Origin of the sequence: Azospirillum fermentarium, assembly GCF_025961205.1 — a bacterium.
Lineage (GTDB): Bacteria > Pseudomonadota > Alphaproteobacteria > Azospirillales > Azospirillaceae > Azospirillum > Azospirillum fermentarium.
The window spans coordinates 653,219-673,740 of record NZ_JAOQNH010000001.1 but is presented as its reverse complement, the minus strand read 5'-3'; the positions used below and the strand labels follow the sequence as shown (position 1 = coordinate 673,740).

Here is a 20,522-nt window from a genome sequence, read left to right as displayed (position 1 = left end):
AAGACCCCCGTCGGGCGACCGGCGGGGGTTTTTTGTTGGGGGAGCATGAAGGGGCGCCGCCCCTTCACCCCGCCAAAGGCCGGGGGGCCTTTGGGAACCATCACATTGGCGTTTGACGGGGGTGGGGTGCGGAACTATGATTCTTTCCCGTGAAAGAACCAAGAACGGTTGTGGCTCCAATGCCCCGCCCTGACACCTTGACCGTGGAAACCATCGAGGCTTATGCCGAAGAGGTGGCGGCTCGGTACGAATTCAATCCCGAATGGGACGATATCCGCGATTTCACCCAAAGGCTCGGCGGCTCCATCACCGTTCAGCCCGTGATCGACATCCGTCACGCCGAAAGCGGTTCCCTGATCGTGGAAGGAAACGGGCGGTTCCGTATTTCCCTGTCGCCCAAAACCGGACGCCTGCGGGACAATTTCACCATCGCCCATGAACTGGGCCATTACTTTCTGCACACCGGAACCCCCGAGGGCACGCATCCGGGATCGTTCGGGCGCTATGGCGATACACCCGAGGAGCGGCAGGCCAACCGCTTCGCCGCCGCCCTGCTGATGCCCCAAGCCCGTTTCCGGGAACTGACCCGTCAGATTGGCCGTAACATTCCGGTGCTGGCCGGTTGCTTCAACGTTTCCCCGCGCGCAGCGGAGGTTCGTTTGGAATCTCTGGGCCTCTGATGCTGCGCCCGGACGGATCGTGGGATTGCCAGCTTCGCCTGTTCTTATCGGTGGATATTGCCGGCTCTACCAAATACAAGAACAGCCGGCTGGACAGTGACGATTACCCGCCGTTCTGGGAAGACTTGTTTTTCAGGCTTTATCGGGAATTCCATTCCCTCTTGGTCAGTTACATCGGTCAGGCACGCCGGGACCATGCTCTCGCCCGTAAAATCGAATCGTGGAAGACGATTGGCGATGAGATCGTTTTCTCGGCCCATGTTGCCGATGAAACGGAAGTTTACGACATCATTTCCGGGTTTTTGAAGGCGCTGCGGGATTACGACACCGAGGTCATGGGTTATTACCCTGTCCGTATCAAGGGGTCGGCCTGGACCGCCGGCTTTCCGATCCGCAACTGCATCGTCGTTCCCTTCGGCAACGGCATCAACGATTACATCGGCCCCGACATCGACATCGGGTTTCGTCTGGGCAAGCATTCCATGCCCAGCCGGACGGTGGTCTCTTTGGATCTGGCCGATATCCTGTCGCGGGAACGCACGCCGGGCAGCCTGAATTTTCATCATGTGGGGTGGAGCGTCCTCAAGGGCGTTTTCGATGACAAGCCTTACCCGGTCATCTGGATCAATGACGGCAACGAAGGCATCATCCCACCGTGGGACCGCGACGAAGATCCCTTCACGAAAAAGATGTCCGAGAAGGGATCGGCCAAGACAAAGCAGGGCATGCAGGAGCTTATCGCCGACATCCGGCGGTCGCTGCGCCACGTGCGCCTGTTTCCACCCTATTTCAGCGCCAACGACATGCCCGATCACCACAAAAGCATCGTCGAGAACGAGAAGAAAAAATCGGACTGCCCGGACGAGCCGATCGACATCGACCGTCCATTCGATCTCGATTAACCCCGTCCCACCCCACACACCTCCCGCACGCAGTCCCGCAGCCAGCGGTGGGCGGGGTCGGCGTCCAGGCGGGGGTGCCACATCAATGAGATCGTGACCTCGGGCAGGGCGAAGGGCAGGGGGAAGCTGACCATCCCATCCCGCAAGGTTCCGGTGTAGCGATCCGGCACCGTGGCGATCAGGTCCGATGAGCGCGCCAGCGCCAGGGCGGCGGAAAAGCTGTCCACCACCACAGCACATTCCAGCCTCAGCCCCAGTGCCTCCGCCGCCCCATCCGCCGGGCCGCGGTCCTGGCCCTGGCGGGAGACCGTGACGTGACGCCCGGCGGCGAAACGCTCGGGCGTGACCGGGCCGGCGGCCAGGGGATGGCCGGGACGCACGGCGCCGATCATGCGGTCGCGGAACAGCACCGTCGCCCGCACCTCCGGCCCGGTGACCGCACCGGTCACCCCGGTGTCCAGGTCGATGCCGCCGGTGCGCAGCGGCGTACTGTCCTTGTCGGGTTTCGCCACGAAGCGCAGCCGCACCCCCGGCGCCTCCGCCGCCACCCGCGCCAGCAGGGCGGGGCCGAAGCTTTCCACGAACCCCTCCCGTACCCGAATGGTGAAGCTGCGCGCCAGCCGGCTCAGGTCCAGCCGCTCCGCCGGGCGCAGGACCGCATCCACCGCCTGGACCAGCGGACCCACCCGTTCGCGCAGTTCCAGCGCGTGGGGGGTGGGCACCAGACCGCGGCCCGCCCGCACCAGCAGCGGATCACCGGTCACCGCCCGCAGCCGGGCCAGCGCCCGGCTCATGGCCGAGGGGCTGAGGCGCAGGCGCCGGGCCGCGCGGGCCACGTTGCCCTCGTCCAACAGCACGTCCAACGTGATCAGCAGGTTGAAATCCGGGTGCGCCATGGGCCGATCATAGCAGAACCACCCCGCCCATATAGGGCGTTGAACGCACCAATAACCTGCAAAGGCTGCGCGTTCCGCCATGCCACCGGCCCCCGTTACCGTTCCCCCAGCTCATGAACCGGAACGAAGGGGGATCCCCGATGACCAAGACCATGCCCATGACCGCGCGCTGGGCGCTGGGCGGGCTGTCGCTGGCGATGCTGATGCCGTCGCTGGACACCAGCATCGCCAACACCGCCCTGCCGGCCCTGTCCGCTGCCTTCGCCGCACCGTTCCCACAGGTGCAGTGGGTGGTGCTGTCCTATCTGCTGGCCGTCACCTGCCTGATCGCCGGGGCCGGGCGGCTGGGGGACGTGGCCGGGCGGCGGCGGGTGCTGCTGGCCGGCACCGCGCTGTTCACCGCCGCCTCGCTGGTGTGCAGCCTGGCATCCACCCTGTGGGTTCTGATCGCCGCGCGGGCGGCGCAAGGGGCGGGGGCGGCGGCCATGATGGCGCTGACCACCGCACTGGTGGGATCGGCGGTGCCGGCGGACAGGGCCGGGCGCGCCATCGGTCTGCTCGGCACCATGTCGGCGGCGGGCACCGCGCTGGGGCCGTCGCTGGGCGGGCTGCTGACCGCCGCGTTCGGCTGGCGGGCCATCTTTCTCGTCACCGTGCCGCTGGGGCTGCTGGTTCTGGGGGTGGCGTGGCGCACACTGCCCGCCGATCCGCCGCGGGAAAGGGACGGGCAGGCGGCGCTTGATCCGGTGGGAATCCTGCTGCTCGCCCTGCCGGTGGGGGCTTACGCCCTGGCGATGACCGGCGGGGCCGGGCCGGCCCCGGCGCTGCTGGCCGTGGCGGCGGTGGGGGCCGTGCTGTTCGTGCGGGCACAGGCGCACAGCCCGGCGCCGCTGCTGCACGTGGCGCTGTTCCGTGGCCGGGCGCTGGGCGCCGGGCTGGCCGCCACGCTGCTGGTGTCGGCGGTGGTGATGGCGACGCTGGTGATCGGGCCGTTCTACCTGTCCCAAGGGCTGGGGCTGGATGCCGCCCACGCCGGGCTGGTGCTGTCGGCGGGGCCGCTGGCGGCGGCGGTGGCGTCAGTGCCGGCGGGGCGGGTGGTGGACCGCTGGGGAAGCGGGCGGGTGACCGTGGCCGGGCTGGGCGGCATGGTGGTTGGACTGTCGGCGCTGTCCACCGTGGCCGCCGGGTTCGGGGTCGCCGGGTATATGGCCGCCATCGTCACCGTCACCATCGGCTATGCCTTCTTCCAGGTCGCCAACAACACCGCCATCGTCACCGGAGCGCCGGATGGGCGGCGGGGGGCGGTATCCGGCGTGCTCAGCCTGTCGCGCAACCTGGGCCTCGTCACCGGGGCGTCGGTGATGGGCAGCCTGTTCGCCGCCGCCTCAGCCGCCCTGGGGGATGTGGCGGGGGGCATGCGGGTGACCTTCGCCGCCGCCGCGGTGCTGATCCTCGTGGCCCTGGCGGTGATCGGCCACGCTCAGGCCGCGGCGCGCAGGATGGCATAGGCGTTCACCCCGATCACCCCCGCCGCCGTCACCAGCGCCATCCCGGCGTTCAGCCCAAAGGCCAGCCGCGGGTGCGTGCGGTGGAAACGCTGGATCAGCACCACCGCCAGCGCCGCCATCAGCACCGACAGGAACGAGCTGCTGACGATCACATCGGCCAGGGTGAAGGTGGGCGAGGGCGGCAGCACGTTGTCCAGCGCGTACTTGTTGCCCACCGTGGCGAAGATCCCCGCGGCGCACAGGCTGATGCGCGTCCCCGCCATGTCGCCGAAGCTGAGGAAGAAACTCAGCATCGCCAGCAGGAACGCCACCGCGAAGCCGACGAACAGGCTGCACAGCAGCCGCAGCCCCTCCCGCTTCACCGTCATGGTGGCGAGGATCTGGGAATAGCGGCTGTCCCCCTGCAGCGCCGGGTCGCCGTAGCTGGTGTTGTAGGTGCGGTCCCGCGCCTCGATGCGGAAATCCTCGATGGTCCAGCCGGGCACCGACACCGACGGGTCCACCCCGCTGTTGGCGGTGTCGGCGGTGAAGCGCACGTGATCGGCGTCCTGCTGCCCGTCTTCGATCACGATGCGCAGCGTCTGGCGGTCGAAGGGGAAATGGGTGATGTCCCAATCCTGCGCCAGCACCGCGGCGTGCTTGGACTGGTGCCACTTCATCCCACGGCTGGTGTCGAGGGAGGGGAACTTCACCGTGTCCGCCTTGGCGTTCACCACCTCCGCCGTCGCCAGCGGGTCGTAATCGGGATCGGTGTGCAGGAACCACGTCCAGAACGTGGCGCTGAACGACCGCCGCGCCATGTCGAAATCGCCAAGCTGGGTGATGAACAGCCCCGCCTTCACCGTGGCGGTCTCGCACCGCCCGGCGGTGGCGGTGAAAAGCAGGGTCAGGAACAGGACGGACGCGGACAGGGCGCGAAGGCGGGGGGACATGGACGTTACCCGGCAACGTTGCTGGTTTCCCGTTTAAATTAGGGAGGCAACTATTTTGGGGTAAACGGAAAAGTTAGGGTGCGAAGGATGAAGGGGCGCCGCCCCTTCGACCCCGCCAAAGGCCGAAAGGCCTTTGGGAACCGGATGGTTTTTAGCGCAGGCGGTGGGAGGTGACGGGGCCGAGGTCGCCGCGCCATTGGCGCATCTCCTCCTCCACCCGTTCGATGGCGCGTTGGTCGCGGAAGCGTTTGACGGCGCGGTTGGTGTCGCCGCGCACCTGACGGGCCTGGAGCTTTTCAGCCACCTCGCGCTCGCTGGTCACCGCCTGGCGCCAGCGTTCCAAGCGGATCGCCGCCACCGCATCCACCATCGCCTGCTGGCTGGGCAGGCGGTTCAGCTTGGCCAGGGCCGGGGCCAGCCGGGTGGCGGCCCCCACCGCCACTTCCCTAGGGATGCCGGGGAAGGTGGCCTGCACCGCCCGCACGATGGCCGATTTCAGATCCTCGCCCTTTTGCTGGCGGCTGGCCGCGGTCTGCTGCTTCTTGGCGTTCCACGCCAGCAGGTCCGCCGCCACCGCGCGGGCATCCTCGTCCATGGCGATGGCGCCGGCGTCAACGGTTGCCAGTTCCAGGATGACCAGCGAGCGCAGGGACCGTGCCCGCCCCTCGCTGCCGCCGGTGAAGACCGCCTCGTCCACCCGCTCCGCCGTTGCCAACGCCTCGGTCAGCGCTTGGAGCGTGTCCAGGTCGTTGCGCGTCCACCGCCGGGCGCGGGCCAGACGGTTGGCCCGTTCCCGCCGTTCGGCAGACTGTTCGGGCGTGGGGGAGGAGGTGGGGGTGTCGGACATGGGAGAAACCAGAGGAAAGAAGGAAAGAACCGACCATAGCCGGTGCTGGACGCCAGGGAAAGGGTGGGGCATGGTGCGCCCATGCGTGGATATTTTGCCATCGGCGTCGAACGGATCAGCAAGCCAGGAAACATCGGCACCCTGGTCCGCACCACCCATGCCTTCGGCGGGTCGTTCTTCTTCGCCCTCGATCCCCAGCCCGACATGCGGGAGATGCGTTTCGTGGACACCTCCGACGCGGCGATCCACATGCCGGTCTATGTCTATGACTCGGTGGACACCATGGCCCTGCCCAAGGGCTGCACCCTGGTGGGGGTGGAACTGACCGACGAGGCGGTGGACCTGCCCAGCTTCCGCCACCCCCTGCGCGCCGCCTACATCCTGGGGCCGGAGCGCGGCAGCCTGTCGCCCGAGGTGCTGGAGCGCTGCGCCTTCACGGTCAAGATCCCCATGAAATTCTGCGTCAACGTCGGCGTGGCCGGAGGCATTCTGATGTACGACCGCATGATCAGCCTGGGCCGCTTCGCCGAACGCCCCGTGCGCCCCGGCGCCCCCATCGACGACACCCCCACCCACACCCATGGCCGCCCCGTCCTGCGCAGCGAGCGCAAGGCCCATCACCGTGAGCGCGTCCGCGGCACCAAGGGCAAGGCCGTCTATGAAAGCGGCGCCATCCTGCCCGGCGCGGACGACGATCTTTAAAAAGTTAAGATCATAACAGTGACCTTAGTTTTTGATACGGCTTTCACATTGCTCGGGTAGCGTGGGTTTGCGATATTAGGATCATTCCTATGATCTTAATATCATGACCGATTTGCCCCCTGCCTTCCTGTCCAACCGGCTGGCGCTGGAAAACCCGTGGTGGCGCGGGGCTGTCGATGCCGACGCCCTGCTGCCCCGCCGCGACCTGTTCGACCGGCTGTTCCGCGCGGTTCATGGCGGGGCGGGCGTGGTGCGGCTGGGCGGGCCGCGGGGGGCGGGGAAATCGGTGCTGGTGCGGCAGCTGGTGCACTCCCTGCTGCTGACCGGCCTGCCCGCCGGCGCGGTGGCGGTGATCCCATGGGATGCCCCGGCCCTGTGCGGCCAGTCCCTGGAAACGCTGTGGGCCGCACTGCCCCCGGTGGAGACGGGGCGGCGGCTTCTGGTGCTCGACGGTTGCCAGCACCGCCCCACCGCCCATGCCGAGGCCGAAGCGCTGGCGGCGGTGGAACCGGGGCTGTGCGTCCTGGCCGTCTCGGCGCTGGGTGGGCCGGCGGGGGCCGATCTGGTGCTGCCGCCCATGCGCTTTTGCGAATACCTGCGGCTGACCGGGGCCGAGGATGATGTGGTCGAGCCGCTGTTTTTGGGCCGCTCCGGGCGCCCCGGCATGTACGCCGTGCGCGACATGGCCGGATTGAACCGGCGCTTTGCCGATTACGTCGCCGGCGGCGGCTTTCCCGCCGCGGTGCTGCTGCGCCACGGCGGCGGCGGGCGCATGTTGCGGGAACGGGTGCTCGATGGGCTGCTGCGCAGCGACCTTCCCGCCCTCTGCGGGCTGGGGGACAGCGCCGGGCTGACCGCACTGTTCGTCCGTCTGGCCGGGGCCAGCGGACAGGAACTGACCGTCGAGGGGGTGGCCGCGGACACGGGGCTGGCCAAGAACACCGTCCGCCGCTACCTGGATTATCTGGAATCCGCCTTCCTCATCGTGCGCATGGGGCGGGTCCATCCGGCGGGGGAGCGTTTCCGCCGCATGCGCAGCTTCAAACTGCACCTGACCGCGCCCTGCCTGCACGCCGCCCTGTTCGGCCCGCCGGACCCGGACGGCCCGGCCTTCGCCGCCCTGGCCGAAGGCGCCATCGTCGGCCAGTGGCTGGGATCGGCGGAACGGGAACGGCTGGTCTTCTGCCGGCTGGCCGAGGGGACGGTGGATCTGGTGGGCCTGTCCGCCGGGGATGACCGCCCGGTCTGGGCCTGCACCCTGCCCGGAACCGACGGCTCCATGGGTGACCAATCTAGGATCAATGGATTGATCCAATTTTCCCGGCTCAATCCCGGCCTGCGCTGGCTGGGCGCCACCACCCGGTCCATCGCCGCCCTTCGCCCCTATGCCATGGCCGATGGGCACACGGCGGAGGTCTGGCACCGCCCGGCGGCGCACTATTGCTACGAGGCCGGGCGGCGGGTCTCGGCGGAAGGGTAGGGCTCAGCCCACGGCGCCGGTCACCGCCCAGACGGTGGTGACGATGTTGGTGGTCAGGGTGGCGGCCATGCCGGGGGCGCGGGCGAAGGGGTGGATCAGATACCCGGCCCAGAACAGCACCCGTCCCACCATGAACAGCAGCACCAGCACCGGCAGCATGGGCAGGCTGGGCAGGGGAATGGTCACCATCAGGGCCAGCAACGCCGGCACGAACACCGCCGCCTGCTCCACACTGTTGCTCAGCACGCGCTGGGCCACGCGCAGGCCCCGGCTTTCGGGATCGTCGATGGGGTTGAGCGCGACGCTGCGCCCCCGCGCCGCCATCACCGCGAACACCATCAGCAGCAGGATCAGCGCCGGCCACGCCAGCAGCGGCGCGCCATAGGCCAGCCGCCCGTCGATGCCCGACACCCCCGCCGGGGCGGCGAACGCCCCGCGCAGCAGGGCCATGACCGCCAGCGTCGCCGCCACCGACAGGCTGTTGATGATCAGGGCGGCGCGGATCTTGGTCCGCCCGCCGCGGCGGCGCCCGCCGTGTGCCGGGGTCTCAGGTGATGGCATCCAGTTGCTCGTCGGTCAGTCCGCCGGGGACGATGGTCAGGGGAATGCGCAGCCGGGTCAGGCCGCGCGGCGACATGAAATAGGTGATCAGCGGCCCCGGCCCCTCCTGCCCCGTGCCGGCGGCCAGCACCAGGATCGACAGGCCCGGTTCCTCGTCGATCAGCGACAGCAGCGCATCGCGGCGGTTGCCCTCGCGGATGTGCAGGATGGGCAGGGTGCCGGTCAGGGCGTTCACCTCGCGGGCCAGCCGCTGCATCTTCTTCTCGGCCTCGGCCCGCTGCTCCTCGCGCATCAGGTCTTCGACCATCAGCCAGCTTTGCATGTCCGACGGCTCGATGACGTACAGCAGCGCCACCCGCCCGTGGGATTTGCGCGCCCGCAGACAGGCATAACGCAAGGCCAGCTTCAGTTCCGGGCTGTCGTCCACCACCACCAGGAAGATGCGCTCCAGCGGCTTCGGCGGGGGGGAGGCGGAGGGGGAAGAAGCGTCGTCGCTCATGGTTGCACCCTTTGCGAAAGATCACACCTTGCGGAACGCCATGCCGGTCGCCCAGCCGATCAGCAGCGCCCCCACCGTGGCGGCGATGCCGTAGGCCATCGGCTGGTTGCGCCCGAACTCGTACACCTCGGCGCTGAAACCGACCTTGGCCACCACCAGCGGCGTGGTCTGGGCGCTCACCACCTCGCCGTCACGGATCTGGAACACCTCGACATTGTACAGGCCCGTGTGGACGTTCGCGGGAAAGGTAAGGTTGGTGCGGAACAGCCGGTCGCCAAGGAACGACACCGGGGCGGTGGTCTTGCCGTACAGCCCGGCGCGCTGCTGGTTGCGCACCAGGGCTGCGCGGAACTCCTCCAGTTCCTCCGGCGGCAGGGCGCGCCCGGTTTCCAGCTTGATGTTGCCGGGGCCGAGCTGGTGGCGCTGGGCGGTGAAGGTGCTGGCGATGCGGTCCAGCGGCCCGGTGGCCGCCACGGCGTAGTAGGTGGGCACCTGGGCGAACACCACCTTTTCCCGGTTCAGCCACAGCCCGGCCAGCCGGTCCTTGCGCCGCACGGTGACCGACGTGCGCGGCCCCGTCACCACCACCACCACGTCGCTGCTGGGGCCGTCGGTGGTGCCGAACAGCACCACCTCGGTCCCGGTGAAGCCGGTGGTGATGGCGATCAGGTGGCTGGTCAGGTCGGCCACCAGCCGCTGGGCCTGGGCGGTGGTGGCGGCCAGAACGCCCATGCCGGCCAGCGCCCCCGCCACCGCGGCCAGGGTGATGGCGATCCGCCGCCGGGCGGTCCTGGAAACGGTCATCCGGGCGTCCCCACCACGATGCTGAACACGTCGGCGGGGCGGGAGAACAGATCCCACGCCAGCTTGCCCGCCACCGACACCACCAGCAGCGCCAGCAGCATGCGCGCCTGCTCCCCGCGCAAGAGCCCGCCGGCCTTGGTGCCGAACTGCGCCCCGATCACGCCGCCGACCAGCAGCAGCATGGCCAGCACCACATCGACCGTCTGGTTGGTGGCGGCCTGCAGCAGCGTGGCGACGGCGGTGGTGAAGATGATCTGGAACAGCGACGTCCCCGCCACCAGCCCCGTGGGCATGTTCAACAGATAGATCATGGCCGGCACCAGCAGGAACCCGCCGCCGATGCCCATGATCGCCACCAAAAGCCCGCCCACCGCCCCGATGGCCGCCGGCAGCAGGGCGGAGATGTAGAGCTTGGACCGGTGGAACCGCATCTTCAGCGGCAGCCCGTGCAGCCAGATGTGGTGGTGCAGCTTGCCGCGGGTGGCGGTGCGGCGGCGGCGCAGCATGGCGCGCGCGCTCTCGATCAGCATCAGCGCGCCGATCACGCCCAGAAAGAAGATGTAGGTCAGCGAAATGGTGATGTCGATCTGCCCCAGCCGCTGGAGTATCCCGAACACCCACACCCCCAGCGTGGTGCCGAACACGCCGCCGGCCAGCATCACCAGCCCCAGCTTCACATCCACGTTGCCGCGCTGCCAATGGGCCAGAACCCCCGACACGCTGGCGGCGACGAGCTGGTTGGCCTGGGTTCCCACCGCCACCGCCGGCGGCACGCCGACGAAGATCAGCAGCGGCGTCATCAGGAAGCCGCCCCCCACCCCGAACATGCCGGACAGGAACCCCACGGCCCCCCCCATGGCAAGGATGGCCAGGGCATCCACCGACATTTCAGCGATGGGCAGATAGATTTGCAGCATGGCTGTCCATCAAGGGGAAGGGGGCAAGGAAGAAGAAGGCTCTGCCGTTTCAGCTTACCTGAGGGGGGATAAAAACGGTAGCCGCCGAAGGGCGGGATGGGTAGGGTGCGGCCATGGCCGATCAAGCCGCCGCCCTGACCCTGTCCCGCCGCCTTGCCCGGCGCCGTGTCCGCCTGCCCATCGCGGCGGTGCTGGTGACCGGCTTCGGCTCTCTCGTGTTGGCCGCGGTCGCCAGCGTCCTGGTGCTGGGGCTGGTCAGCGCCAGCCGCAACACCTTCACCCTGCTCAGCGACCGTGCCGACCTCGCCCTGTCGGGGGTGGAGGTGCGGGTCCGCCATCAGCTCGACCCGGCGGGCGACATGGCCCGCTTCATCGCCGGCCTGATCGAACGGGGGGAACTGGACCCCCACGATCCCGGCCGCCTGACCGACACCCTGCGCGGCGCGCTGGCCGCCGCCCCCGACGTGACCGGCGTGGCCTTCATCGGCACCGACATGATGGGCGTGCGGGTGTCGCGCCAGGACGGGACGCTGATCACCCGCACCATCGACCTGAACGACGGCACCCACACCCCGCCCGTGCTGCTGTCGCCCGGCGACCGCAGCGGGCCGGTGTGGGCCGAACCCACCTGGGCGCGGGAACAGGGCACCACCTATCTGGCGCTGAACCACCCGGTGCGCGACCCGCAGGGACGGTTCGTGGGGCAGGTGACGGTGGGGGTGTCGCTGGGCGACCTGTCGCGGTTCCTGTCCAACCTGTATGTGGAGCAGGGGGTCAACGCCTTCGTGCTCTACGACCGCGCCCATGTGCTGGCCCATCCGTCGCTGTCGGCGCTGAAGTTCGATTTCTCCGGCAAGAGTGACGGCCCCCCGCTGCCGCGCATCGATCAGGTGGACGATCCGGCGCTGGCCGCGCTGTGGAGCCGCGGCGTGCCGTCGGAAAGCCTGAAGAAGCGCATGGAAACCCGCATGGTGCGGCTGGCCGGGGAAAACATGCTGTTCCTGATGCGGACCATGGCCGGCTATGGCCGCCACGAATGGACGCTGGGCATCGCCGTGCGGGCGGAGGACGCGGGTGCGGAGATCAAGCGGCTCTACACCACCGGGGCGGCGGGGCTGGGGATCCTTCTGGTGTCGGTGGCCGCGGCGCTGTGGGTGGGCCGGCGCATCAGCCGCCAGATCGCCCGCCTGGCCGAAGCCGCCGATCAGGTGCGCGCCTTCGATTTCCGCCAGATCCAGGATCTTCCCGACAGCCGCCTGCGCGAACTGGCCCAGGCGGCCATCGCCTTCAACGCCATGGTGGCGGGGCTGCGCTGGTTCGAAACCTATGTGCCCAAGGCGCTGGTGCTGCGCATCATGCGCCGCCGCGGCACCGCCGCCGTCACCTTTCCGTCGGAAGAGCGGGAGGTGACGGTGATGTTCACCGACATCCGCGGCTTCTCCCGTCTGGCGGAGAACATGAGCGCTGCGGAAACCGCGGCCCTGCTGAACGAGCACTTCTCCTTGCTGGCCTCGTGCATCGAGGAGGAGGGCGGCACGGTGGACAAGTTCATCGGCGACTCGATCATGGCCTTCTGGGGCGCCCCGGACGAGCAGGAGGACCACGCCGCCCGCGCGCTCCGCGCCGCCCACGCCATCGCCCGCGCCATCCACGACGACAACCGCCGCCGGGCGGACGGCGGGCAGGCGCCGATCCGCGTGCGCATGGGCCTGCACTCCGGCCCGGCGGTGGTGGGCAACATCGGGTCGGAAAGCCGGATCAACTACACCATCGTCGGCGACACGGTGAACGTGGCCGCCCGGCTGGAGGAACTGGCCTCCACCGTCCAGGGCGATGCGGAAGCCATCGTGCTGGCCAGCGGCACCACCGCCGAACAGGCCGACGGCTCGGTCCCGCTGAAGAGCCTGGGCCCCCACATCCTGCGCGGCCGGTCCGGCGTGTGCGAGGTGTGGCGGCTGGTGCCGGAGCATAAGGCATAAGAAAACCCCTCGCCCGGATGCCGGGGAGGGGTTTTGTGCGTTTAAACGCCTTTAAACGCCGCTGTCTTATGCCACCGTGTCGGGGGTGACCGGCACCGGGGCGGGGATGGACAGCTCCGCGGGGGCCGCGGCCTTGGGCGGGGCGGTGTAGACCTGCACATCGCCGCTGATCTGGCCGCCGGCTTCCACCGCCAGCACGCCGTAACGGATGGTGCCCTGAACCCGCCCGGTGGCGCGGATGGTCAGGCGTCCGCGCACGGTCAGCGTGCCGTCGAAGCGGCCGGCGATGTCGGCCTCGTCGATTTCCACCGAGCCCTTGAACAGGCCGGTCTCGGCGATTTCCATGATGCGGCCGTCGGGCAGCTTGGCTTCCACCGAGCCTTCGACCACCAGCGCATCGCACGAGCCGATCTCGCCCGACAGCGCGATGTCGCGCCCGACGATCAGCCGCCGCGGGTCGGTGGGGCGGGACGGGGTGGACGCGGCACCGGGCAGGGCGCCCGCAACCGGCGACGGGGCCGCCGCCGGGGTTGCCGGGGACGGCGTGCCGGGCAGGGGCGAGGGGGTGCCGGGAAGGCCCAGGCCCTGGGGCGGACGCGGGGTCACGCCGGGGATGTCCATGCGGCGCGGCGCATCGCCCCGAAGCGGGGTGCCGGGCACGGCGGGGGGAACGGGCGGCTTCGGCGGCGTCGGCGTCGTCATGTCGTGTCCTTTGTCCGAAAACGGCGGGGTGGTGTCCGAAGACGGCGGGCGGGGCGCCGGAACAGGGGCCTGCACCGGCGCCGCCTGCGGCGTCTCCGGTTTCGGCGGGCTGGCCGAGGCCGGGGCGGCCGGCTTCTTTCGTCCGAACGGCAGCATGTCTGGAATCCTCAAGGACGAGGCTGGGGCGGGCAGAGCGTGGACCGGCCCCGGCCGGGGTTGAATCCTGCAAAGGATGGACCCGGCGGCGGACGGACCTCTCCCGCGGGGTATCACGCCGGTCCGTGCGGCGGCAAGCCCCCTTATCACGGCCGGACCGGCCCCGTCAGGCTTTGCGGCCCGTCATCCCGTGGAACACGTGCACCATGAACGCCGTCGCCACCACCGGCACCAGCAGGTTGATCCCCGGCACCGTGGACAGAAAGGCGATGACCACCCCGGCGGCCAGCGGCTTCAGCGGGTGGGTGCGCCGCACCACCGCCGCCGCCTGCCGGCCCAGCCGGCGCTGGGCCACCATGTCGAAATACTCCCGCCCCAGAAGATAGCCGTTGACCGTGTAGAACACCGCCAGATTGAGGCCGGGGGCGAAGATGTAGATGGGCAGGGCCGCCAGGTTGACCGCCACCATCACCAGGAAGAAGCGCAGCGCCGTCAGGATATCCTCGGTGACGCTGGTGCCGGCGGGGGCGGGCAGGCCGGGGTAATGGCGGGCTTCCACCCGTTCCACCACCGATTCCAGCATGAAGCCGGCCACCATGCCCACCACCGCGGGGAACAGCAGCCACGCCACCGCCGCCACCGCCACCCCGCCCAGCACGTCCAGCCCGGCGTCGAGCCAGCCGATGTCGGTGATGGTGGAGCGGGTCAGCGCCCATTCCACCCCGGCGAACAGGGCGATGAACGCCCCCGCCGCCGCCAGAACGGCGATCCACACCACCCGGCGCGACGCCGGATCGGTCAATTGGCCGAAGGCCAGGGCAAGGGCGCGGATCATGGCGTCTGGGTGTCCTTTGTGCGTTCCCGTCATCAGGCCCGGCTTATGTAGGCAGGGCGGGACCGCGGGAAAAGACGGGCGGTCAGCCGGGCGTGTGCTCCGCCACGCCGCCGGTGTCCGCCACGATGTCCGCCGCGCGGTAGCCCTGGATGTAGAGCAGTGCGGTCAGGTCGCCGTGGTCGATGCGCGCGCGGGCCTGGGCCGCCACCGACGGCTTGGCGTGGAACGCCACGCCCACGCCCGCCGCCAGCAGCATGGGCAGGTCGTTGGCGCCGTCGCCCACGGTCATGGTCTCCGGCACCGGCACGCGCTGGGCACCGGCATAGCGCAGCAGCGCTTCCAGCTTGCTGTCGCGGTCGAGGATCGGTTCGGTGGGCCGCCCGGTCAGGACGCCGCCGTCGATTTCCAGCCCGTTGCCATGATCCTCGTGGAAGCCCACCCAGTCGCGCACCCGCCCGGTGAAGCAGGTGAAGCCCCCCGACACCAGCACGCAATAAGCACCGCTGGCGCGCATGGTGGCGACCAGCGCCTTGGCCCCCGGCATCAGGGTGGCGCGGCCCCACACCTCGTCCAGGGTGGCGGCGGAAAGCCCCTTCAGCAGGGCCACGCGCTCGCGCAGCGCGCCCTTGAAGTCGATCTCGCCGTTCATGGCGCGGGCGGTGATGGCGGCGATGTGCTCTTTCTTGCCGACGTAATCGCCCAGCTCATCCAGCATTTCCTGCTCGATGATGGTGGATTCCATGTCGGCCACCAGCAGCCGCTTGCGCCGGCCCGCCATGGGCTGGGCCACCACGTCCACCGGCTGGCCCTCGACGATGGGGCGGACGGCGGCCTCGGCCTGTTCCGGGGCCAGCCCGTCGAAGGCGATGTCCACGGCCACCCCCGGCGCCAGCCAGCCGGGCGGCGCCACATCCCCGCCCAAAGCCTTGAGGGCGGCCCGCGCCCCCTCGGCCATGGTGTCGGTCAGGCAGGGGGCTGCAGGATTGGCGATGAGCGTCAGGACGGCGTTCATGGAGATCGGACCCGGCGTGATGGTCGGTGGTGCGGATGACCGCACCCCTATCACAAGAGGGGCCGGCATTCATAGGCTGTTCGTTTCTATTGCCAGGAGCAAATTATTCAGAAAATGAATCGATCATGCATTTTTGATTACCATTCATGATGCGCATGCGCTGTCAGATAAATCGGTGAATGTGTGTCCAACGGGACGTCGATAATTTCATAACCACCATTTTTATCTTTGATAACAAATGTTTTTGGAAGACGTATTCCTATTAATATATCTTGATAATCTTTTATTTTTTCAGGATATATATGAGCATTCAAAAGAATTTCTCCAACTTTTGAGTGATTACCTGAAAAAAGGTCCGGAAGAGATATCTCAACCATCCAAAATATTTCTTTTTCATTTTTCTTAATAGGAAGCTTTTTAAGAACCGTTATTTCTTTTTCACCAATTTTTGACCCATCATGGCCATTTGAATGGAAAAGATGCATGGCATACTGTTCAAGAGTGACCAGAATTGGCCGTAAAATGATTTGTTGTTCATTTTTGATAATATAGTCGATCCACTGATTTTTTATTCGGTTGCTTTTATGCGTCTTTAAATATCGAGAAAGCGCATTTGATGCAAAATTCTGAATGAAATGTGGCCTGTTTGTCACGCTGAAAGGAAGAAGGGCTATGATATATTTTGCACGAACCTTGGGATCGACTTCAAGAGCGCGTGATTCGAGGGTGTAATAAGGCCCAAGATTGTCATCATGTATGACAAAGTGATCAATCCAAGAACTAGAAGGTAAAAATTTCCATTTTTCGCGGCCTGCATATTCTGGAAGGGCTTCGGGATGCCACTCGTCGGAATTGCGCGTGTATCCAAAAACTGAAACTACATGTTCGAGCGGAAAATCCGAATCTTCATCAGTCAGGATATCTGCGGTATCAAAAACCAAAAGAGCAGGGTATCCTGACTCAATGAAAGCGGCCAAGGCAGAGCTATAGTGAAAATTGATATCCTTATTTTTCTCCATTGCATCAATAATTATATTCTTGAGAGACGGAGAAGATATTTTATCCAATAATCCCCATAAAATTTTCTCATCGCTCCCCTGGCTATTTTTTTCTTTATAAAGATAATTTACTTGAGGCATGCAATTTATTATGAGAGGATGCAAATCATGTTCGACAATGATTTTTCCAATTTCCTTCAGGCTTAACCCCTGAAGAGGAGGTATCTTTCCAAGAATGGCATTCAAATCTTTTATATGGGACGGTCTTTCGATTGCTTCGCTTGAGTTGATCGACATTTTCAAGCTTGCATGAGCGCACACACTCGTCACGCCGTTTTGCTGTGAATAATAGACCGAAAAGACGTTGAATTCGCAATTCAGGACATAGCAAAGGAATTTACGGGATGTTGTGATGAAATTATTGAGTAAACCGACACGCGGCATATCCTCAGTAGGAGCTAATCTTGGCTGAGGCAGGATGGCCTCATAAATATAAGAATGTTGGCATTCTTTTTTAACGTTTGGATAATAATTTATTAATATTCCCTGTCCAATAAAATGATCATGATTAACGTTTTCGATGGTTTCTTTTGTAATGTTATCACAAGAGAAGAAAGAAAATTTAATCGCTTGCGCCTTTCCGTTGTTAGGCGAAGAACAATTTAATTTTTGGTAGTGTTCATCAAGTTGCTTGATTTCTTCAACAACATCAGGGCGCTCGATAGCGCATTCGATGACGATCGTTCGGGCGCCTTGTTTTCTGGCGAGGGTACAAATCCTGTGCAGAGGCTTTTTGTTGCCTTGCTTCGCCTTGAATAACTTCTCAATAATATCAAAAAAGAATGAAAAAGGAGGACGGCAGTTGATGATCTCAACTGCCGTCGGTATCTGGCGGGTCATTCTAGCGTCCACCTAAGCGTTATTTCTTTGAACGAAACGGCCCGCCAACGATTGCTTGAGGATTGTACGTGCTCTCAGCTCTGGCAACCGTCAGAAGATATTCCCGATCCCCCTTGTTCGGCTGAGGGATCTTGACTTTTCTGCTGTAACCCAGCATAGTGTTCGCGTCCGTATCATCCGCCAAAAGCTTTGCAATAAAGCTTCCGTTGAGCGAGGAAACGCGATCTTTTTTTCGATCCATCTCCCGGTACCTTTCCGAGTCGATGGACTATCCATACGGCTCATGTTGGGGGGCATATCGTATGCCAAGTTGCGTTCGTGATTCTAGTTTCGCCAAAGAACTTCTTTGACGAACCATGGCTGGAATATATAGCATTGGTCTGAACAACCAGACAAGACTATTGCGTGGCAACGCTTAAGCCTAATGCGAGGATTTTACGTTAAGATATTGAATTGAAAAGTGTTTTTCTTTTGTGATATTTTTTATCCATGATTTTTATCAGCGTGCTCGTCGAGACGCAGCTGCCTGCTAGGCCCAGGGCTGGGGAAAATCAAGCCCGACTCGGAAAATTTTTCCATTCCCACAATTTAAAGATAGTTTTCGCGTTTCGAAAACAAGGCTGGCCTTGTTCATGGCGGATATCGCATAGCTGCATATCATGGAATGACGTTTTCGTGTCTTGCGCGGCTTGCCTGAAGGAATGGAATGCATTTGGGATCCTTCCGTCCCGTCATCGTCATCGGCGGCCCCACGGCCAGCGGCAAGTCGGCCTTTGCCGTGGATGTGGCGGCGCGGTTCGGCGGCACCGTCATCAACGGCGACAGCATGCAGCTCTACGCCGATCTCGACGTGCTGACCGCCCGCCCGCCCGCCGAAGATCTGGCCCGCGTTCCCCACCGGCTCTACGGCGTGCTGCCGGCGGCGGAGCGGGGGTCTGCGGCCAAATGGCGCGCCCTGGCGCTGGCGGAGATCGCCGCGGCCCACGCCGCCGGGCGGCTGCCGGTGGTGGTGGGGGGCACGGGGCTGTACCTGCGGGCACTGATGCAGGGGCTGTGCGACGTGCCGGACATCCCCGGCGCCATCCGCACCGCCGCCCATGAGCGGCTGAACGCCCTGGGGGGGGAGGCGTTCCGCGCCGAGCTGGTGGCCCGCGACCCGGACTCGGCCCGCCTCAACCCCGGCGACACCACCCGCCTGACCCGCGCGTGGGAGGTGCTGGAGGCCACGGGCCGCCCCTTGAGCGCGTGGCAGCGTGATGCCGCCGACGGCGCGCCGCCGGGGCTGGCCTTTCTGGTGGTGGTGATCGACCCGCCGCGGCCCGCTCTCTACGCCGCCGGGGACGGGCGGTTCCTGAGCATGGTCAGGCGCGGCGCGCTGGACGAGGTGCGGCGGCTGGCCGCGCTGGGCCTGGATCCCGCCCTGCCGGCCATGAAGGCGCTGGGCGTGCCGGAACTGTGTGCGCATCTGGCCGGCACCCTGTCCCTGGACGACGCCATCGCCAAGGCGCAGCAGGCCACGCGCCACTACGCCAAGCGTCAGGTGACGTGGTTCCGCCACCAGTTGGCGGGCCGTCCGCCGGCGGCGGCGGTGCATGGCTGCCATACCTTAACTTCCCTCTATGCGCCGGAACGATCCGATGCGATTGTCAGGATTATTGATACGATCGTGCGTGATCACGGCATCAAGGAGTAATGAAAGTGACGGTGGAGTGGGAGAAGCTGTTCGCCGGCCGCGTGGGCGGCATGAGCGCGTCGGAAATCCGTGAACTGCTGAAGCTGATTGCCAAGCCGGAAATCATCTCGTTCGCCGGCGGCATTCCCGACCCGGATCTGTTCCCCGCCCCCGCCCTGTCGCGCGCCTATCAGAAGGTATTCGAATCCAACAGCGGTCCCGGCGACGCCCTGCAGTACACCATCTCCGAAGGGTACACCCCCCTGCGCGAATGGATCTGCGCCTATATGGAATCCAAGGGTGCCCGCATCGCCATGGACGAGGTGCTGGTGACCAGCGGCTCGCAGCAGGCGCTGGATTTTCTGGGCAAGCTGTTCATCGGACCGGGCGATCTGGTGGCGGTGACCAAGCCCACCTATCTGGGCGCGCTGCAGGCGTTTTCCCCGTACGAGCCGACCTACGTCTCCATCGCCATGGACGACCAGGGGCCGGTGCTGGACGAGGTGGACACGGCCCTGGCCCGCAAGCCCAAGTTCCTCTACCTCGTGCCCGACTTCCAGAACCCCAACGGCATCACCGTGTCGCTGGACCGCCGCATCGCCATCATCGAGCGCTGTGCCGCCGCCGGCGTGGCGGTGATCGAGGACGCGGCCTATGCCGAACTGCGCTACGACGGCGACAGCATCCCGTCGATGGTGGCGCTGGACGCCGAACGCAACGGCGGCTCGCCGGCTACGGTGATCCACTGCGGCTCCTTCTCCAAGACCATGGTGCCGGCGCTGCGCGTGGGCTGGGTGTGCGGGGCCAAGGACGCGGTGCAGCGCATGGTGCTGATGAAGCAGGCCGCCGACCTCCACACCTCCACCATCAATCAGGTGGTGATGCACGACGTGGTGTCGGAGATCTTCCAGGGCCATGTGCGCCGCCTGCGCGACGCCTACAAGCAGCGGCGCGACGCCATGCTGACCGCGCTGGCCGACTTCGCCCCCCCCGGCGTCACCTGGACCAAGCCCGAGGGCGGCATGTTCGTGTGGGTGGAACTGCCCGAGGGCAGCGACGGCGTGGCCCTGCTGGAACGCGCCATCAAGGAAGCCAACGTTGCCTTCGTGCCCGGTGCGGCGTTCTACGCCGACCGTTCGGGCAAGAACACGCTGCGCCTGGCCTTCTCGGTCAACAAGCCCGAGCGCATCCGCGAGGGCATCCGCCGCCTGTGCGGCCTTCTTGGACAGGGTGCGGTATGACCGCGGGCCTTAGCCCCGACAATCTGGCCTGGACGCCCGCCACGCACCAGCGTGGCGGGAATGCCCGTTATTGTGCAATGCAGCAGTAATAAAGCATCAGTCTGCGGCGAAAAATCTTTGTGATAATTCGCAAAAAACGTTGACCGCGTTTCCGTACTCTGTCTAGTTTGCCGGGCGCGGCTCTCGTGGCATCGCCCCTTTGCACGCTATGCGCGTGCCAAGGCCGGCGGTTCGCACCGGGTGGCCGTGCAAGACAGAGCGGACATGGGCCGCCCGCACCGCAGCATACGGTGCCGGGG

At 65.8% G+C, this 20,522-nt stretch carries 20 protein-coding genes; 8 read left to right on the top strand and 12 right to left on the bottom strand.

Annotation, left to right across the window (positions count from 1 at the left end):
- Positions 1-179 precede the first annotated feature (179 nt).
- Both M2352_RS03250 and M2352_RS03245 read left to right on the top strand, forming a co-directional pair.
- Positions 180-680: an ImmA/IrrE family metallo-endopeptidase gene (locus M2352_RS03250; protein ID WP_264663074.1), complete on the top strand. Its 501-nt coding sequence runs from the start codon at positions 180-182 to the stop codon at positions 678-680.
- Positions 680-1,582: a hypothetical protein gene (locus tag M2352_RS03245; RefSeq protein ID WP_264663073.1), complete on the top strand. Its 903-nt coding sequence runs from the start codon at positions 680-682 to the stop codon at positions 1,580-1,582. Before M2352_RS03250 ends, M2352_RS03245 begins: the two co-directional genes overlap by 1 nt.
- Here the strand turns inward: M2352_RS03245 and M2352_RS03240 are convergent.
- On the bottom strand, positions 1,579-2,478 hold the full coding sequence (locus M2352_RS03240; RefSeq protein ID WP_264663072.1) for a LysR family transcriptional regulator: 900 nt from the start codon (positions 2,476-2,478) through the stop codon (positions 1,579-1,581). The two genes, M2352_RS03245 and M2352_RS03240, sit on opposite strands and share 4 nt — an antisense overlap.
- A 140-nt stretch (positions 2,479-2,618) precedes the next feature.
- Between M2352_RS03240 and M2352_RS03235 the strand changes: the two genes are divergently transcribed.
- Positions 2,619-3,986 (top strand): MFS transporter, encoded by a 1,368-nt coding sequence (locus tag M2352_RS03235; RefSeq protein WP_264663071.1) that lies wholly within the window; start codon positions 2,619-2,621, stop codon positions 3,984-3,986.
- Here M2352_RS03235 and M2352_RS03230 read toward each other — a convergent pair.
- Together M2352_RS03230 and M2352_RS03225 are read right to left on the bottom strand one after the other, a co-directional pair.
- Positions 3,959-4,918, bottom strand: coding sequence for a ligand-gated ion channel (locus tag M2352_RS03230; protein ID WP_264663070.1), 960 nt, complete (start codon positions 4,916-4,918; stop codon positions 3,959-3,961). The genes M2352_RS03235 and M2352_RS03230 overlap by 28 nt on opposite strands.
- A gap of 151 nt (positions 4,919-5,069) precedes the next feature.
- Complete coding sequence (locus M2352_RS03225) at positions 5,070-5,765, bottom strand: hypothetical protein (protein WP_264663069.1); 696 nt, start codon at positions 5,763-5,765, stop codon at positions 5,070-5,072.
- An 81-nt stretch (positions 5,766-5,846) separates the two neighbouring features.
- Here M2352_RS03225 and M2352_RS03220 point away from each other — a divergent pair, with 81 nt between their 5' ends.
- Both M2352_RS03220 and M2352_RS03215 read left to right on the top strand, forming a co-directional pair.
- Entirely contained in the window at positions 5,847-6,467 is a 621-nt protein-coding gene (locus M2352_RS03220; protein ID WP_264663068.1) for an RNA methyltransferase, read from the top strand.
- Positions 6,468-6,570: 103 nt separating this feature from the next.
- Positions 6,571-7,947, top strand: a complete 1,377-nt coding sequence (locus M2352_RS03215; RefSeq protein ID WP_264663067.1) for a DUF4143 domain-containing protein — start codon at positions 6,571-6,573, stop codon at positions 7,945-7,947.
- 3 nt (positions 7,948-7,950) lie between these two features.
- Here M2352_RS03215 and M2352_RS03210 read toward each other — a convergent pair whose 3' ends face one another.
- Genes M2352_RS03210 through M2352_RS03195 form a run of 4 tightly spaced genes read right to left on the bottom strand, consistent with a single transcriptional unit; the run spans position 7,951 to position 10,725 of the window.
- A complete protein-coding gene (locus tag M2352_RS03210) occupies positions 7,951-8,508 on the bottom strand; it encodes an MAPEG family protein (protein WP_264663066.1) in 558 nt (185 codons plus the stop codon).
- The gene (locus tag M2352_RS03205; RefSeq protein WP_264663065.1) at positions 8,495-9,007 is read right to left on the bottom strand and encodes a universal stress protein; all 513 of its coding nucleotides are present in this window, start codon (positions 9,005-9,007) and stop codon (positions 8,495-8,497) included. The genes M2352_RS03210 and M2352_RS03205 overlap by 14 nt, the downstream gene beginning before the upstream one ends.
- A 21-nt stretch (positions 9,008-9,028) precedes the next feature.
- A complete protein-coding gene (locus M2352_RS03200) occupies positions 9,029-9,811 on the bottom strand; it encodes a TIGR02186 family protein (protein ID WP_264663064.1) in 783 nt (260 codons plus the stop codon).
- Positions 9,808-10,725, bottom strand: coding sequence for a sulfite exporter TauE/SafE family protein (locus tag M2352_RS03195; RefSeq protein ID WP_264665291.1), 918 nt, complete (start codon positions 10,723-10,725; stop codon positions 9,808-9,810). The genes M2352_RS03200 and M2352_RS03195 overlap by 4 nt, the downstream gene beginning before the upstream one ends.
- Before the next feature lie 116 nt (positions 10,726-10,841).
- Between M2352_RS03195 and M2352_RS03190 the strand changes: the two genes are divergently transcribed.
- Complete coding sequence (locus tag M2352_RS03190) at positions 10,842-12,707, top strand: adenylate/guanylate cyclase domain-containing protein (protein WP_264663063.1); 1,866 nt, start codon at positions 10,842-10,844, stop codon at positions 12,705-12,707.
- A 66-nt stretch (positions 12,708-12,773) separates the two neighbouring features.
- Here M2352_RS03190 and M2352_RS03185 read toward each other — a convergent pair whose 3' ends face one another.
- The 5 genes from M2352_RS03185 to M2352_RS03165 form a co-directional block, all read right to left on the bottom strand.
- The gene (locus M2352_RS03185) at positions 12,774-13,409 is read right to left on the bottom strand and encodes a bactofilin family protein (protein ID WP_264663062.1); all 636 of its coding nucleotides are present in this window, start codon (positions 13,407-13,409) and stop codon (positions 12,774-12,776) included.
- Positions 13,410-13,731: 322 nt separating this feature from the next.
- The gene (locus M2352_RS03180; protein ID WP_264663061.1) at positions 13,732-14,400 is read right to left on the bottom strand and encodes an EI24 domain-containing protein; all 669 of its coding nucleotides are present in this window, start codon (positions 14,398-14,400) and stop codon (positions 13,732-13,734) included.
- An 82-nt stretch (positions 14,401-14,482) separates the two neighbouring features.
- The gene (serB, locus tag M2352_RS03175) at positions 14,483-15,412 is read right to left on the bottom strand and encodes a phosphoserine phosphatase SerB (RefSeq protein WP_264663060.1); all 930 of its coding nucleotides are present in this window, start codon (positions 15,410-15,412) and stop codon (positions 14,483-14,485) included.
- A 137-nt stretch (positions 15,413-15,549) separates the two neighbouring features.
- Positions 15,550-17,310 (bottom strand): hypothetical protein, encoded by a 1,761-nt coding sequence (locus M2352_RS03170; RefSeq protein WP_264663059.1) that lies wholly within the window; start codon positions 17,308-17,310, stop codon positions 15,550-15,552.
- A gap of 19 nt (positions 17,311-17,329) precedes the next feature.
- Positions 17,330-17,551, bottom strand: coding sequence for a hypothetical protein (locus M2352_RS03165; protein ID WP_264663058.1), 222 nt, complete (start codon positions 17,549-17,551; stop codon positions 17,330-17,332).
- Between the two features lie 465 nt (positions 17,552-18,016).
- On the opposite strand from M2352_RS03165, the gene miaA reads away from it, so the two are divergent.
- Together miaA and M2352_RS03155 are read left to right on the top strand one after the other, a co-directional pair.
- Positions 18,017-19,003, top strand: a complete 987-nt coding sequence (gene miaA, locus M2352_RS03160; RefSeq protein ID WP_264663057.1) for a tRNA (adenosine(37)-N6)-dimethylallyltransferase MiaA — start codon at positions 18,017-18,019, stop codon at positions 19,001-19,003.
- A gap of 5 nt (positions 19,004-19,008) precedes the next feature.
- Positions 19,009-20,223 carry an aminotransferase-like domain-containing protein gene (locus tag M2352_RS03155; RefSeq protein WP_264663056.1) on the top strand — a complete coding sequence of 405 codons (1,215 nt, stop codon included), beginning with the start codon at positions 19,009-19,011 and terminating at the stop codon, positions 20,221-20,223.
- Positions 20,224-20,522: the final 299 nt, after the last annotated feature.